Annotated in this window: 15 protein-coding genes and 1 pseudogene; 8 read left to right on the top strand and 8 right to left on the bottom strand. The window is 61.8% G+C overall.

The window, feature by feature from the left end; translation table 11 throughout:
* Nucleotides 1-74 precede the first annotated feature (74 nt).
* The 3 genes and pseudogenes from BGP85_RS08015 to BGP85_RS08005 form a co-directional block, all read right to left on the bottom strand.
* Nucleotides 75-2498, bottom strand: coding sequence for a TonB-dependent receptor (locus BGP85_RS08015; RefSeq protein WP_103446686.1), 2424 nt, complete (start codon nt 2496-2498; stop codon nt 75-77).
* Between the two features lie 129 nt (nt 2499-2627).
* Nucleotides 2628-3503, bottom strand: a complete 876-nt coding sequence (locus tag BGP85_RS08010) for a FecR family protein (protein WP_258035846.1) — start codon at nt 3501-3503, stop codon at nt 2628-2630.
* A gap of 4 nt (nt 3504-3507) precedes the next feature.
* Nucleotides 3508-4014: pseudogene (locus BGP85_RS08005) on the bottom strand (RNA polymerase sigma factor); the annotation flags it as partial.
* Nucleotides 4015-4150: 136 nt separating this feature from the next.
* On the opposite strand from BGP85_RS08005, the gene BGP85_RS08000 reads away from it, so the two are divergent.
* On the top strand, nt 4151-4639 hold the full coding sequence (locus BGP85_RS08000) for an LEA type 2 family protein (protein WP_103446684.1): 489 nt from the start codon (nt 4151-4153) through the stop codon (nt 4637-4639).
* 9 nt (nt 4640-4648) lie between these two features.
* Here the strand turns inward: BGP85_RS08000 and BGP85_RS07995 are convergent, their stop codons facing one another.
* Complete coding sequence (locus tag BGP85_RS07995) at nt 4649-4912, bottom strand: hypothetical protein (RefSeq protein WP_103446683.1); 264 nt, start codon at nt 4910-4912, stop codon at nt 4649-4651.
* Nucleotides 4913-5041: 129 nt separating this feature from the next.
* Between BGP85_RS07995 and BGP85_RS07990 the strand changes: the two genes are divergently transcribed.
* Nucleotides 5042-5362 carry a DUF883 family protein gene (locus BGP85_RS07990; protein WP_103446682.1) on the top strand — a complete coding sequence of 107 codons (321 nt, stop codon included), beginning with the start codon at nt 5042-5044 and terminating at the stop codon, nt 5360-5362.
* A 3-nt stretch (nt 5363-5365) separates the two neighbouring features.
* Here the strand turns inward: BGP85_RS07990 and BGP85_RS07985 are convergent, their stop codons facing one another.
* The gene (locus BGP85_RS07985; protein ID WP_103446681.1) at nt 5366-5983 is read right to left on the bottom strand and encodes a tRNA-(ms[2]io[6]A)-hydroxylase; all 618 of its coding nucleotides are present in this window, start codon (nt 5981-5983) and stop codon (nt 5366-5368) included.
* A 153-nt stretch (nt 5984-6136) separates the two neighbouring features.
* On the opposite strand from BGP85_RS07985, the gene BGP85_RS07980 reads away from it, so the two are divergent.
* From BGP85_RS07980 to BGP85_RS07965, 3 genes are all read left to right on the top strand, one after another.
* Entirely contained in the window at nt 6137-7000 is an 864-nt protein-coding gene (locus BGP85_RS07980; protein WP_103446680.1) for a universal stress protein, read from the top strand.
* Nucleotides 7001-7342: 342 nt separating this feature from the next.
* The gene (gene rhtA, locus BGP85_RS07970) at nt 7343-8230 is read left to right on the top strand and encodes a threonine/homoserine exporter RhtA (protein WP_103446678.1); all 888 of its coding nucleotides are present in this window, start codon (nt 7343-7345) and stop codon (nt 8228-8230) included.
* A 190-nt stretch (nt 8231-8420) separates the two neighbouring features.
* Nucleotides 8421-8702, top strand: coding sequence for a hypothetical protein (locus tag BGP85_RS07965; protein ID WP_103446677.1), 282 nt, complete (start codon nt 8421-8423; stop codon nt 8700-8702).
* 56 nt (nt 8703-8758) lie between these two features.
* On the opposite strand, the gene BGP85_RS07960 is transcribed toward BGP85_RS07965, so the two are convergent.
* Nucleotides 8759-10567, bottom strand: coding sequence for an aminopeptidase P family protein (locus tag BGP85_RS07960; protein WP_103446676.1), 1809 nt, complete (start codon nt 10565-10567; stop codon nt 8759-8761).
* A gap of 220 nt (nt 10568-10787) precedes the next feature.
* Between BGP85_RS07960 and BGP85_RS07955 the strand changes: the two genes are divergently transcribed.
* Nucleotides 10788-11906: a DUF3182 family protein gene (locus BGP85_RS07955; RefSeq protein WP_103446675.1), complete on the top strand. Its 1119-nt coding sequence runs from the start codon at nt 10788-10790 to the stop codon at nt 11904-11906.
* Complete coding sequence (locus BGP85_RS07950) at nt 11890-12660, top strand: alpha/beta hydrolase family protein (RefSeq protein WP_103446674.1); 771 nt, start codon at nt 11890-11892, stop codon at nt 12658-12660. The genes BGP85_RS07955 and BGP85_RS07950 overlap by 17 nt, the downstream gene beginning before the upstream one ends.
* Here BGP85_RS07950 and BGP85_RS07945 read toward each other — a convergent pair.
* Nucleotides 12639-13019, bottom strand: a complete 381-nt coding sequence (locus tag BGP85_RS07945) for an antibiotic biosynthesis monooxygenase (RefSeq protein ID WP_103446673.1) — start codon at nt 13017-13019, stop codon at nt 12639-12641. The two genes, BGP85_RS07950 and BGP85_RS07945, sit on opposite strands and share 22 nt — an antisense overlap.
* Nucleotides 13020-13104: 85 nt before the next feature.
* On the opposite strand from BGP85_RS07945, the gene soxR reads away from it, so the two are divergent.
* A complete protein-coding gene (gene soxR, locus BGP85_RS07940; RefSeq protein ID WP_103446672.1) occupies nt 13105-13557 on the top strand; it encodes a redox-sensitive transcriptional activator SoxR in 453 nt (150 codons plus the stop codon).
* Here soxR and BGP85_RS07935 read toward each other — a convergent pair.
* A complete protein-coding gene (locus BGP85_RS07935; protein ID WP_103446671.1) occupies nt 13549-14538 on the bottom strand; it encodes a GlxA family transcriptional regulator in 990 nt (329 codons plus the stop codon). The genes soxR and BGP85_RS07935 overlap by 9 nt on opposite strands.
* Between the last annotated feature and the right edge of the window lie 58 nt (nt 14539-14596).

Below are 14596 nucleotides of genomic sequence, written 5' to 3'. Positions count from 1 at the left end.
CCGCTCCTACAGATATCTCATGTTTCTGTAGGGGCGGGCTTGTCCCACGAAGAGGCCGTGTCAGGCAGCGACAATCAGTAAGCCATGCTCCAGGTCAGGGTGTAGGTACGGCCGCGCCCCTGGTAGTCATACAGATAGGCCGGCCCGTAGGTCGGCGAGTAGAACAGCGTCGCCCGCTGCCCCCACACGGTGCTGTACTGCTTGTCCAGCAGGTTCTGGATACCCGCGCTGAAGGTACCGAAACCGGTGTCCTGACTGCCCAGAAGGTCGAAGGTGGTGTAGCCGTCGATCTCATGATCGGCATCGTCCTTCAGGCTGAAAGCATGGTTGGCCTGCAGCCGCGCGCTGCGGCCATCGCCCTTCCAGCCAACGAACCCGGTGGCCTTGGACAGCGAGGCATAGCGGGCATCGCGTTTGATCCAGCCGCCTTCGGTGTCTTCTTCCTCGGAACGGGTCAGGTGAACGGTACCGCCCGCCTCCCAGCCCGTCTGGAAGTGCCGGGTCAGCGCGCCTTCGAAACCGAAGTCGCGGCTCTTCTGGTCTTCAACGTTGATGGTCAGCGTTTGTGAGTCGACGTTGATGATCTTGTCCGACCAGATGTAGTAAAGCGCTGCCTGCGCGTCCCAATCAAGGTCGGCATAGCGCCACCCTAGTTCGACCTGGCGGCTCTTGATGCCGGCCAGCGGGTTGTCCGCGACGCTCAAGCCAGGCTTGCCGTAGTATTTGGCCGGGTCCGGCAGGTCGAAGCCTTCGCCATAGTTGGTCCACACCTGGTGGCCGTTCTTGAAGTCGTAGATGGCGCCGACGTTGTACAGGTTGACCTCATAGTCGTTACTGCCACCGGGCACGCCCTTGAAGTCGCTGACATCCACATCCATCTGCTGGCGCCGGGCGCCGCCGGACAAGGTCAGGTTGTCGGTGGCATGCCAGTCGAGCTGGGCGTAGACCGAAACGCCATCGACCCGATAGCTGGGATAGCGCTCCGCCTTGCTCTGCTTGTTCAGGTCAAGGCCGCCGCTTTCGGATGAAGTCTGAGCATCGAAGGTGGTCTGGTCGGCATTGAAGCGCTCGCGGTCCAGGTCGACGCCATAGGTCAGCTTGAGGGTATCCCACTGCTTGGCGAACAGGCCCTTGAGGCTGGTGACCTCGAAGTTCTGTTGCGAGGCGGCGAAGTACACGCCGCGCGCACCGGTCGGCGTGGCGCGGTTGTAGTACGGGAACGGATAGAAGTTGTCGTTTTCCTTGCGGTACGAGGCCTGCAGGTAGAAGTCCTGGCCCAGCACGTCGGTGTGGTGGTAGTTGGCATTGAGCAGCAGGCGCCGGGTGCGTGGCTCCAGGTCCGAGGAATAGCCGCTGCGCAGTTCGGCGTCCTCCAGGTCAGAGGGGGCGTTGTAGTTGAGGTTGGGGAAATAGATACCGGTACTGCCGTGGTTGCCGGAATCGTAGTACTGGGCCAGCAGGTCGAGGCTTTGCTCATCATTGAGTTTCAGGCCGAGGGTGCCCAGCACGTCTATGGTACGGTTGTACTGCAGGTCGGTCTGGGTGTTGTCGATGAAGATCTGATCGCCCGCGCCATCGTAGAACGCTTCGTTCTGCTCTCCGGAGATCCCCAGGCGCCCGCTGACTCGCTCGTTGCCGCCACTGACCGACTGGGCGAAGCGCGTAGCCAGGTCGTCGCTGTTGTTGAAGCCACTGCTGGCACCCAGCTGGGTTTCGAAGCGTGCCGGGCCTGGCTCGCCCTTCTTGGTGACGATGTTGATGATCCCGCCGGTGGCACCGCCGCCGTAGATGGCGCTGGCGCCGGACAGGACCTCGACACGTTCGACGTTGAACGGTGAAATGCTGTCGAACTGGCGCGACAGGCCGCGCGAGCTGTTCTGGCTGACACCATCGATCATCACCAGCACATTGCGCCCACGCATGTTCTGGCCGTAGTTGGTACGCCCTTCGGGGGCCAAGTCGAGGCCTGGCACCAGTTTGCCGATGGCCTCCTTGAGGCTGACGCCGCTGTCGATCTGTTCGCGCAGCTGCTGTTGGTCCACTACCCATACCGTGCCGGGGATTTCGCTGATGGCGGTGCTGGTGCGCGAGGCAACACTGACTTCGATGGGTTTCAGGTTGACCGCCTGCGGCGCAGGCGCAGCCTTGCGCAGGGTGACCGTGCGTGAGTCGTTGAACTGCCAGGCCATGTCGCTGCCAGCCAGCATTAGCTGCAGCGCCTGTTCGATGCTGTAGCTGCCCTGCAGCGCCGGGCTGTTCAGGCCTGCCACATCCCCCGTGGTGTACAGCAGGTGCAGGCCGGCCTGGTCGGCGAATGCGGTCAGGGCCTGATCCAGAGGTTGTGTCGGCAGGTCCAGTTGAACCTGGCGCGCCTGAACCTGAGCTGGCACGTCTGTGGCGGCCCAAGCCTGCAGGGGGCCGGCGAACATGGCCAGGGCACTGCAGGACATCAAGGCATGGTGAAGGCGACCGCCGCGACGGTGTGAGGGCATGGGCAAAAGAGGCACGAATGAGCTTCCAGACAAGTCGTAAATGAGAATGGGTTGCTGATCAGTCCCACTACGACGTTCTGGCTTGCACGAACTTGCAGCGCCAAATGAAAAAAGTTTCGATTATTTTTTACAGGCTCAATGCACCACGGCCAGCCACGGCAGGTAGGTGACTTTGAGGCCGTAACGCTGCTCCAGCGTGCGCAGCAGGGCCTGTGGTTCGTTCAAGTCGAATACGCCACTGACTTCGAGTGCCGAGAGCGTGTGGTCGGAGAGCAGAATGCGGCCGTGCTGGTAGCGTTCGAGCTCGGCCAGCACCTGCCCCAACGGTTTGCCATTGAAGATCAGCTTGCCCCGCTGCCAGGCTGTCTGCGCGCTGGCGTCGGCTGCAATGGCCAGGCTGTGATCACCGAGCCGGGCTTCGCCTTTGGCCAGCACCACATGGCCGTCACCGCGCACACTGAAGGTTGCCGCACTGCCCTGCACGGCCTCACCGGCGGTTTCTACCACGAAGGGACGTGGGTCATCGGTGGTTTCGAACAGGGCCTCGCCGGCCTCGAGCGTCACCCTGCGCTCGTCGGCGCTAAACGCCACGTTGAGCGCGCTGCCGCTGTTGAGCAATACCCGCGAACCGTCCGCGAGGGTTATGCGCTGTTGCTCGCCGATACCCGTGTGATAGTCCGCCAGCCACACCGGCACCTGTTGCCAGCCGCCGTAACCTGCCACCAGAAGCATCAGGGAGGCGGCGATGCCTGTTGCCCAGTGGCGCTTGCTACGGCGCGCGGGCGCTGCTTCGAACACCTGGGCAGTCGGCGTGTGGCCCAGATCCTGCCACAGTGCTTCGGCCTCATGCGCCGCCTCGGCATGTGCCGGGCTCAGCTGACACCAGCGCTGGTAGCGTGCCTGATCGGTAGCACTGGAATGGCCCGAGTGCAGCAGTACCTGCCAGTCGAGGGCATCGTCGGACAAGTCACTGATCGGCTGCGGAGCGTGCATGGTCGAGGTATCAGTCATGTTTGTGCTTGAGCCAGTCACGGCAATGGCGCAGGGCCTGGCCGATGTATTTTGCCACCATGCTCTCGGAAACGCCCAGCTGTTGTGCGATCTGCGCCTGGGTCAGGCCCTCGACCCGATTGAGCAGCAACGCCTGGCGAGCATTACTGGACAATTGCAGCAGTGCTTCGTCGAGGATCTGCAGGCGCTCATGGGCCAGCAGTGTCGCCTCTGGTGCCGGCGCCGGGCAGGCCACCTCCCCCGCGCCATCGCTGTCCTCATGGCTGGCTGCGATGCGCTGCTCACGGCGCAGCGCGTCAATGGCCAGGTTGCCGGCCACACGGAAGATGAAGCTGCGCGCATGCAGCACTGGCACCGCCTGCTCGTCGATCTTCACCAGCTTCAGGTACGTCTCCTGCGCCACGTCGGCGGCACGCTGCCGGTCGCTCATGCGCCGGGTTAGAAACTGCAGCAGGTCGTCGTAGTGCTCCTGGAAACTTGCCAGCAGACCGGACACGGGAGACGTCAGCATGGGGTAGAAGCACTGCCAGTAGGAGGAATTGTCGGGCGTTAATGAGAAACAGTATCTTTCATAAAGCCCAACACTTTCAACGCCGCCGTGCATTTGCCACACTGCAGGCACTACTTTGTCGGCAAGGTCCTTACCCATGGCTGCCCGTTTACGCCACTCCCTTCGTCTGCTGCTGGTCCTGATGCTGGCCACTGTGCTCAACGCCTGCGCGCTATTCCAGGACCGCGACCCGCTGAACATCAGCGTGATCGGCATCGAGCCTCTGCCGGGGCAGGAGCTGGAAATGCGCATGGCGGTGAAGATGAGGGTGCAGAACCCCAACGAGTCGGCCATCGACTACAACGGCATTGCGTTGAACCTGGAGGTCAACGGTCAGCCGCTGGCGGCCGGCGTAAGCGACCAGCAAGGGCACATCGGCCGCTACGACGAGGCCGTGATCGTGGTACCGGTGAGCATCACGGCGTTCGCCTTCCTGCGCCAGGCCTATGGCCTGGGCAAGCTCGATTCGCTGCAAGGGATGCCTTACAAGCTGCGTGGCAAGCTCGCCGGCGGGCCGTTGGGCACCGTGCGCTTCACCGACGAAGGCAAGCTGGACCTGCCCAAGGAGGGCAGCCTGTATTGGTAGGAGGATGAATCAGCGATTGGCGCTGGCGGCAGCCATCATCTTGTTGACCTCGCTGCGCACCATGCTGGCGTATTCCGGCGGCGACAGGCTGTCCAGTTCGGCACGCACCCATTCCGCCCACTTGCCTTTGCGGCGTGGTTTTTCGGCGATCAGTCGGGCAGCTTCACCCTTGGCCTTGCCCAGGTTGCTCTGCCACATTTCGAACAGCCGGGCCTTTTCTGCCTCGATCTGCGCCCGTTCCTCGAAGCTCATGTTGGCTAGATTGAAACTCATGAAGGTACCTGCCTGTTGAAAATGGCCGCTATCTTACACCTTGGCGTCGCATCATCAGCAAAGCCGTCGCAACTTTCCCGGCGCGCTGGCATCCATTATTCAAACCACCCGATCGACGAGGACGTGTTCATGGCCCGAAAAACCGCCGCACTGGCCGACAGTGATCAGATCAAGGACCAGGTGTTCAGTGAACTGCAGGCATTGATCGAAGAATCGGAAAAACTGCTCAACGAAAGCGCCGCGCTGGTTGGCGAAGAAGCCGAGACCCTGCGTGCGCAGGTCAGCCTGAAACTGCGCCAGGCACGCGAGGCCGCCGGCCAGGTGCGGGCCAAGGCGCAACCTGTGGTGGAGGCCACCCAAGACTATATCGGTGGCCATCCATGGCAGACCGTGGCCGTGTCCGCAGGCTTCGGCCTGGTGATCGGCCTGCTGCTGGGGCGCCGCTACTAGGCGTCAGGCAGCTTGCGCCATCGGGATACCGCTGTGGAAGCGTAGCTCCTGATCGGGAGACTGGATCAGCTCCGCTTCTGCTAGGCGTACCAGTTCGACGCGGCGGGCGATGTCCGCCTCTTCCCCATACTGGTGGGCCAGCTTCAGGTAGCCCTGATAATGGCGGGCTTCGCTTTTGAGCAGGCCGTGATAGAAGGTGCCGAGCTCCTCATCGAGGTGTGGCACCAAGGCCGCAAAACGCTCGCAACTACGGGCCTCGATGAATGCCCCGACCACCAGGGTATCCACCAGCTTCACCGGCTCGTGGGCGCGCACCAGGCGGCGCAGGCCAGACGCATAACGCCCCGCAGAAACCGGCCGCAGCGGCACGCCGCGACGCTTCATCAACCGCAGCACCTGCTCGTGATGCACCAACTCTTCACGGGCCAGGCGCGACATCATGTTGATCAGGTCCAGGTGGGTGTTGTACTTGGCGATCAGGCTCAGGGCGGTGCTGGCCGCCTTGAACTCGCAGTTCTTGTGATCGATCAGCAGGGTTTCCTGGTCGGCGAGCGCCGCTTCGATCCAGGCATCTGGGGTCGGGCAGCCGAGGAAGGCATCGATTTCGGGGATCAGCGACATAAACGAACAACCACACTGGACAGGCAAGACCGGCGATTATACCGAGGGCGACGGGCAGCACCAGTGACTATGCTTGATGTACATCAAGCGGCGACGCGGGAGGCGCCGACTATAGTCAGGCATTGGTCGCCACCTTTGACGGAGTTCACGCCCATGCAAGCTGTCCGTAGCATCCTCGTCGTCCTAGACCCCGAACATGCCCATAGTCGAGCGCTGACTCGTGCCAAGCTGATTGCCGGCGTGACCGGTGCTCGCCTGCATCTGCTGATGTGTGACAGGAAGCATGACCACAGTGCACTGCTCAGCCTGCTCGGCAGCCAGTTGCATGATGATGGCTATGACAATGTCACCCATGAACAGACCTGGCATGAGACCTTGCATGAGTCGATCATCGCCGTGCAACAGGCCGAAGGGTGTGACCTGGTCATCAAGGAACATCGGCCGGATAACCCGCTGAAGAAGGCATTGCTGACCCCGACCGACTGGAAGCTGTTGCGTCAGTGCCCCTGTGCGGTGCTTATGGTCAAGAGCGAACGCGCCTGGACCGGTGGCGTGATCCTGGCAGCGGTGGATGTCGGCAATCAGGATGAAGACCATCGTCGCCTGCATGCCAGTATCATTGACCATGGCTATGCCATTGCCGGGTTGGCCAAGGGTCAACTGCATGTCGTCAGCGCGCACCCCTCACCCATGCTGTCGGCATCAGACCCGGTTTATCAGCTGAGTGAAACCATCGAAAAGCGCTATCGGGAAGCCTGCAGTGCATTCCAGGCAGAGTTCGATATCAGTGAAGAGCACCTGCATGTCGCGGAAGGGCCTGCAGATGTGCTGATTCCCCATTTCGAGGAGCGGCTCGATGCCGTTGTCACGGTGATTGGCACCGTTGCGCGCAGCGGGATTTCCGGGGCACTGATCGGCAATACCTCGGAAGTGGTGCTCGATTCGCTGGAAGGCGATGTGCTGGTACTCAAGAGCGAAGAAGCAACGGCGCACCTCGCCGAAGTTGCCCGAGGCTGAAGGTTTCCTTCGTCCGAAAAGACAAAACCCCTACCTGCATGCGCAGATAGGGGTTTTGCGAAATGAATCTTGACGATGACCTACTCTCACATGGGGAAACCCCACACTACCATCGGCGAACATCACCTCAACTACTTAACTCATTGAATTCCAAGGAGTTTGTCGTTCCGATGTCGCTGGAAGTGGGGCGCATTATAAGGGGATTCGAAAGCGCGTCAACCCTTAACTTCATGAAATTGAAACATTCGATGAAAAGCCTATTAAAGGAGCCTTGCACCTCGCACCACCAATTGCGCACTATATTGCACAACCCGCACACCTCCCAAGGATAGCCGCGCATAAATGAACACCCAGCCCCGCAGCCTGGCCGCCACTCTCTTCCCGATCGGCCTGCTGCTCATCGCCATGGCCTCGATCCAGTCCGGCGCTTCATTGGCAAAAAGCATGTTCCCCATCATTGGCGCTCAAGGCACCACCACCCTGCGCCTGATCTTCGCCAGCATCATCATGCTGCTGATCCTGCGACCATGGCGCGTGCGCATGACCGCCAATACCCTGCGTAACGTCGTCGTCTACGGCATGTCCCTGGGCGGCATGAACTTCCTCTTCTATATGTCGCTGCAAACCACGCCGCTAGGCATCGCCGTCGCCCTGGAGTTCACCGGCCCGCTGGCCGTGGCATTGTTCGCCTCGCGCCGTGCGCTGGACTTCGTGTGGATTGCCCTGGCGGTTGCCGGCCTGTTGTTGTTGCTACCGGTCGGGCACGGCGGCCAGCCGCTCGATATGATGGGTGCGGCCTATGCGCTTGGCGCAGGCGTTTGCTGGGCTCTGTACATTCTGTTCGGCCAGCGCGCCGGCGCCGAGCACGGCATCCAGAGCGCGGCCCTCGGCGTGGTGGTCGCGGCCTTGTTTGTCGCGCCCATCGGCATCGTGCATGCCGGCAGTGCATTGCTCACCCCTGCCGTCATCCCGCTGGCACTGGGTGTCGCCGTGCTTTCGACCGCCCTGCCCTATAGCCTGGAAATGGTCGCCCTGACCCGCATGCCAGCCCGTACCTTCGGTACGCTGATGAGCATCGAACCGGCGATTGGCGCACTCTCAGGCCTGCTGTTCCTCGGCGAAGTACTGAACACCACCCAGTGGCTGGCCATTCTTGCCATCATCGCAGCCTCGGTCGGCGCTACACTGTCCATGCGCCGCGAGGCAAACCCTGCACTCGCCGCAGACTGACTTGAGAAATATTTTCATTTGAGACGAGATTAATCATTGTCCCCACTCGCCTCGCTGATTAAGCTGTCACAAAATCATAATCTTTACGCTATCTACTTGTGCGGACACGGAAGCCGAGGAAGATTCAGGAAGAACCGAAGCGATAACGACCGGGCCAGACAACTGATCAGCCCTGCAATTAAGGACAGGAATGAAACGTATTTTGCTCATCCTGGCCGTCTTGGCCATTGCCGGATGTGCCGCAACGGCCAAGACTGAGGTCAAAAGAGGGAAAAAAGGCCTGCATATCAATTGCTCCGGCCTCTCTTCGTCGTGGGACAAGTGCTACAGCAAAGCGGCCACGTCCTGCAGCTCTCGCGGATACAAGGTGATCGCCCGCTCCGGAGACACCGACGAAGAGCCCGGTGATTACCTGTTCGGCATCAACCCTGCTGGCTACACCAGCCGCAGCATGATCGTCATCTGCAAATAAGAAAGGGCAGCCCGCGAGCTGCCCTTCTTTTATCTACCGACGTGCCCGCAACCAGGTCAAAGCGGCGCTGTGCGCGCCTTCAGCCAATCCAGCGAAGCCCCTTGCAACAAGGGCGCCAGACGCTCAAGTACCGTTGCATGGTATTGGTTCAGCCATTCCCGCTCTTCCTTGGCCAGCATTTCGGGAAGCAGGCAACGCGTATCGATAGGGCACAGTGTCAAGGTTTCGAAGCGCAGGAACTCACCAAAGGCACTCTTGCCCGCTTCACGGTTCGCCACCAGGTTCTCTATACGCACCCCCCAGGCGCCAGGCCGGTAGGTACCTGGCTCGATCGAGCTGATCATGCCCACCTGCATTGCCGTCTGTGGCGTGGCTCCCGCCTGGTAGGCAATCACCTGGGGACCTTCGTGCACGTTCATGAAGTAGCCAACGCCATGCCCGGTGCCATGACCGTAGTCGACCTGGTCTGCCCAGATTGGCGCCCGTGCAATGGCATCGAGCAAAGGTGACAGGATGCCGCGCGGGAAGCTGGCACGCGACAAGGCGATCATGCCCTTGAGAACGCGGGTGCAGTCCTGCCTCTGCTCCAGGGTCGGATTACCCACCGGGACCATCCGCGTGATGTCGGTGGTTCCGCCCAGATACTGGCCTCCGGAGTCGATCAACAGCAGGCCATCACCCTCTATGACTGCATGGGACTCTTCCGTGGCGCGGTAATGCGGCATCGCGCCATTGCCGTTGAACGCGGCAATGGTCGAAAAACTCAGCGAGACGAAGCCCGGTCGGCGGGCACGCGCAGCGCTCAACTGCTCATCCACAGTCAATTCGGTGATGGTCTCCAGACCCTGATGCGCCTCAAACCAGGCGAAGAATTCGCACAAGGCCGCGCCATCCTGCTCCATGACCTGGCGTATGTGCACCAGTTCCTCTTCACCCTTGCGTGATTTGCTCAGCGTGGTCGGGTTCAGCCCTTCGACCAGTTGCACCTGAGCATCCAGGTGCTTCAGCAAGCCGCAGGTCACGCGAGCCGGGTCTACCAGCAGGCGAGTATCCGGGGCCAGCTCCGCCAACACCTGCTGAACCGCGGTGTAATCGCGCACTTCGATGCCATCGACCGCAAGCACATGGCGCAAGTGCTCATCGAGTTTCCCGGCACCGACGAACAGGATCGCCTGGTCCTTGCCGATCAGTGCAAAGGCAACGAAAACCGGGTTGTAAGACACATCACTGCCACGCAGGTTAAACAGCCAGGCGATGTCGTCGAGGGTCGCGATAAAGTGCCAATCGGCCCCCTTGTCCTGCAGCGTGGCCCGCAGCTGGCCAAGCTTCTCGGCCCGGCTGACCGTGGCGTAGGGCGGCAGGTGCTGATAGATCGGGTTGCCTGGCAGTGCCGGGCGGCCCTCCCATACCTCGGCGAGCACGTCCCGATCGGTTACCAGACGCGCCTCGCGGGCCTTGAGCCGCTCTTCGAGCTGACGCGCCGAAGCCAGTGCCATGACCGCGCCATCCACGGCCACGGCGCCTTTCAGCGGAACATTGTCACCCAGCCATTCCAGCGCTCCCGGCTTGCCTGGTAGCAGCTTCATCAAGACGATGCCGCTACCGGCCAGCTCCTTCTCGGCTTGCTCCCAGTAACGGCTGTCGACCCAGACACCGGCAAAGTCCGCGGTAACCACCAGGGTGCCTACAGAACCATCAAAGCCAGACAGCCACCGACGCCCCTGCCAGTAGCCCGGCAGGTACTCGGAAAGATGCGGGTCGGCCGAAGGCACCAGCAGGGCATCGACCCTTTCTCGGGCCATGACCTCGCGCACGCGCGCCAGGCGCTCCGGCACACTTTGCTGAATCGTGGTCTGAACGTTCATGCGCACTCCTGCGGACACATCGTGGTTATTCCAGGATGAGGATAATGGAACAGCTGCCACGGTGCCGCAATCATGGCGACCGACTCGCGGGATGCTATGCCCATGACGTCACCTGCAAATAAGACGCTTCCTACACTTGTGCCGGGACCATCAGTCACTTCTAGCTGAACTTACCGCTGACACGAGCTTCACAACCTATACATTCATTGCACACAGGCAGATGCCCATGCCCAGTGCCAACGACCGGAAAACCGCCGTGGTATTGCTCGATACCCGTGAGCACACCCCGGAACATGAACATGCCGTGCACTTGAAACTGGCGGACCGACTGGCCCGATTACTCGGCTGCCATGCCGTGCTGACCGATGTGCCAGCCATGGAAGACCCACACTTCTATTACTTGCCGACCGAAACCCTGGTTGGCCCTGAGCGTTATGCCGCCATGGGCATTCACAGCGAGCACGACCTGTTCGGTGGACTGGTCAGCCACCCTTACATGGCCACCAAGGCCATTTCCCACCCGTTGCCAGCAGATGCCGAGTTCCCACCGGGCTGGACCGATGCCTTCGCCCTCCAGGCCAGTGATGCCCTGCTCTGCGGCTACACCGTGTTCAGCAAGGCCGATGCCCGGCGCGCTGCCCAATTGCTGCTGCTTGAAGGCCCCTTGCGGGTGAAGCCCGTGCTGGCCTGCGCCGGCCGCGGCCAGCAAGTCATCAGCCATGCGGATGAACTGGAGCCGCTGCTGGCCAACATCGATGAACGGGACCTGGCCCTTTGGGGCCTGGTGCTGGAAGAAGACCTCAGCGACGTAGAGACCTTCAGCGTTGGCCAAGTTCGCGTCGCCGGCCTGACCTGCAGCTATCACGGCACCCAGCAGCTGACGCGAGACCACCAGGGCTGTGAAGTCTACGGCGGCTCCGAGCTCGTTGTGGTTCGTGGCGACTATCAGTCCCTGCTACAGCTGCCCTTGGAGGATCACCTGCGCCTTGCTATCAACCAGGCCATGACCTACGAACAAGCCGCCGAGCAGCACTTCCCGGGCTTCATCGCATCGCGGCGCAACTACGACATCGCCCGCGGCACTACAGCCCAAGGCCATCTGCGTAGCGGCGTGCTCGAACAATCCTGGCGTCTGGGGGGAGCCAGTAGCGCAGAGCTCCTGGCACTGCAGGCATTCGCCGACGACCCGGCACTGCGGCAGGTCTGCGCCTCTACCCATGAAGTATTCGGCGCCCCCGACCTGCCCGCTGACGCCACCCTCTTCTATCAAGGAAACGACAGTGAACTCGGACAACTCAGCAAATACGCGCGGATTCGCCAGCATGAGCATTCAGAGTGAAACCGTGGAGCTGCAGGTCGAAGATGACAGCATCGCCGGCACCCTGGTCAGCCCAGGCAGCAAGATGCCCGGCATTCTCTTCGTCCACGGCTGGGGCGGCAGCCAGCAGCGCGACCTGGCGCGCGCCCGGCACATTACCGGGCTGGGCTGCGTGTGCATGACCTTCGACCTGCGCGGCCACGAGAAAACCGAAAGCCAGCGCCTGACCGTTACCCGCGAACAGAACCTCAAGGACCTGCTGGCCGCCTACGACCGACTGGTCAGCCACCCGGCGGTGGACAGCAGCGCTATCGCCCTCATCGGCAGCAGCTACGGTGGCTACCTGGCTACCCTGCTGACGTTGCAGCGGCCGGTAAGATGGTTGGCCTTGCGCGTGCCTGCAATGTATTGGGACGACGAATGGAACATGCCCAAGCAAGCCCTTGATCGCCAGCGCCTGAACGACTATCGGCTGCGCCTGCTCGGCCCTTCCGACAACCGTGCACTGGCCGCCTGTGCCGAGTTTACCGGCGATGTGTTGCTGGTCGAATCGGAGCAGGATGACTATGTGCCGCACGCCACGCTGATGAGTTACCGCTCGGCATTCGTCAGCGCTCATTCGCTGACCCATCGCATTGTCGATGGTGCCGATCACGCGCTCTCCAGCGAGGAAAGCCAGAAGGCCTACAGCTCGATCCTTGCCGCCTGGATCAGCGAGATGGTGGTCGGCGCACGCCTGGACCGTTACCCGCACTACGCCCCCTGGTATGCCTGAGGGCCACCGACCTGGCAATGCAGACCACCATCAGACCCACGTACCAGGCTGTGCAACGTCTGGTACGCGGCAAAGTTGACACCACGCGCCTGATGGCGGCTGAGCAGGTCGAAGAAAGGCTCTTCGGCAAAACAGTCCGCCGCCTCCACCCAGGCCAGGCGTGACTGCCATAGCAGGTACTGCAAGACCCGGCTGCCATCGTCGCTGACCTGGATGCTGACACTCTGCAGACCTTGGCAACGCACAGCCAATTCTTCACTGCGCGTGACCAAGGCCTCTGCCAGCGCTGCCTGGCGCGAAGCGGGTACTTCATATTCGATCATCTGGGTGAACCACAGGGAATGCGGGCTGGCCGTCATGGCGAGTCTCCTTGCTGCGAACGCTTGCTTCGGAATGGACTGCAGGGTAAAACCTCCAGTTAACTCAAGGTCAAGCGTTTTTCCCATGCCCGATACAGCACCTGCCACGACGGAAAAGCTGCTCAGTGTCGGCCAGCTGGCTGCTCGCAGCGGCGTGGCAGTGACCGCGCTGCATTTCTATGAAACCAAGGGCCTGATCCAGAGCACCCGCAATGCGGGGAACCAGAGGCGCTATCCGAGGGCAATGCTGCGTCGGGTCGCGGTAATCAAGATGGCCCAGCGCCTGGGCATTCCGCTGGCCGAGATTGCCTCTGCCCTGGCCGCCCTGCCCAACGACCACACCCCCACGGCCGAAGATTGGCAGCGTCTCTCTGCGCGCTGGCGGGAGGACCTGAACCACAGAATCGACGAAATGGTCAGGCTGCGCGACCAGCTCGATGGCTGCATTGGCTGCGGTTGCATGTCGCTGAAGGAATGCCCGCTGCGCAACCACCAGGATCATCTGGCTAATGAGGGGCCGGGGCCGCACCTACCCTGAGCAGGGCAAGGCGAAGCGTTGCCGGTACTCGCTGGGTGTCAGACCGGTGATGCGTTGAAACACCTTGCGAAACGCCCCCGGGTCCTGATACCCCACTCCCCAGGCAATCTGCTCGACCGTGCGCCGGGTGAATTCCAACATCCGGCAGGCACGCCCCACCCTTACCTGCTGGCAGTACTCGGTGGGTTTCAGGCCGGTGGCCGCACGGAAGCGCCTGAGGAAGGTGCGCGCCTCCAGCCCGGCGCAGGCTGCCATGCCGGCGAGGTCGGCATCTTGCGCACCGTTCGCCTGCAACCAGTGCTGAACCTTCAGCACCGCTTCGTCACCGTGATCCAGGCGCGGATTGAACAACGCCCCCGGCAAGGGCCTGGCAACTGGCTCGACGGACATGTAGCGCGCCGTCTCCCAGGCCACCGAGCCGCCGAGATAGCGCTCCAACAGGCGCAGCCCCAGTTCGGTCCAGGCCATTAACCCGGCGGATGTCATGATGTCACCGTCATCCAGCAGCGGCTGGTTGGCCTCCACATGGACCATGGGGTAACGCTCGGCAAGGCTCTGCGCGTAATTCCAATGAGTGCTGGCTGCCCGGCCATCCAGCAGGCCACTGGCGGCGATAAAGAATACGCCGATGCACACCGACGCCAGCACCGTGCCCTGGCCATGCTGCTGGCATAAGGGCAGCTTGTGCCGCTCTAGCAAGTCTGGCGGCGGGGTCGACTCCAGGCTCGGTGGAATGATCAACACACGCAACGGCTGGCTCGGAGGGCCAAGGCTATCCTCAATGAACTGCAACTGACCCGCCTCATCGACCTGCCAGTGGCTCACCCTGATCTGCGGCAGCCCGGCAGCGCCCAGCTCGGCGGCCACGCGATTGGCCACGCTGAACAGGTCGCTCAGACCATGCAACGCCGCGCGTTGCGCGCCCGGGTAGTGCAGCAGGCCGATTTCCAGGCTGCCGTGGCTGTCAGTTTTTGCCGTCATTGTGTCGATCGCGCCAATCCTCAAGTCGATGCCCACAGCCTATAACTATCGTCATCCA

The organism is Pseudomonas putida, assembly GCF_002906855.1.
Classification (GTDB): Bacteria; Pseudomonadota; Gammaproteobacteria; order Pseudomonadales; family Pseudomonadaceae; genus Aquipseudomonas; species Aquipseudomonas putida_N.
Note: the sequence above shows the minus strand (reverse complement) of the source record. Positions and strands in the feature narration are given on the sequence as shown.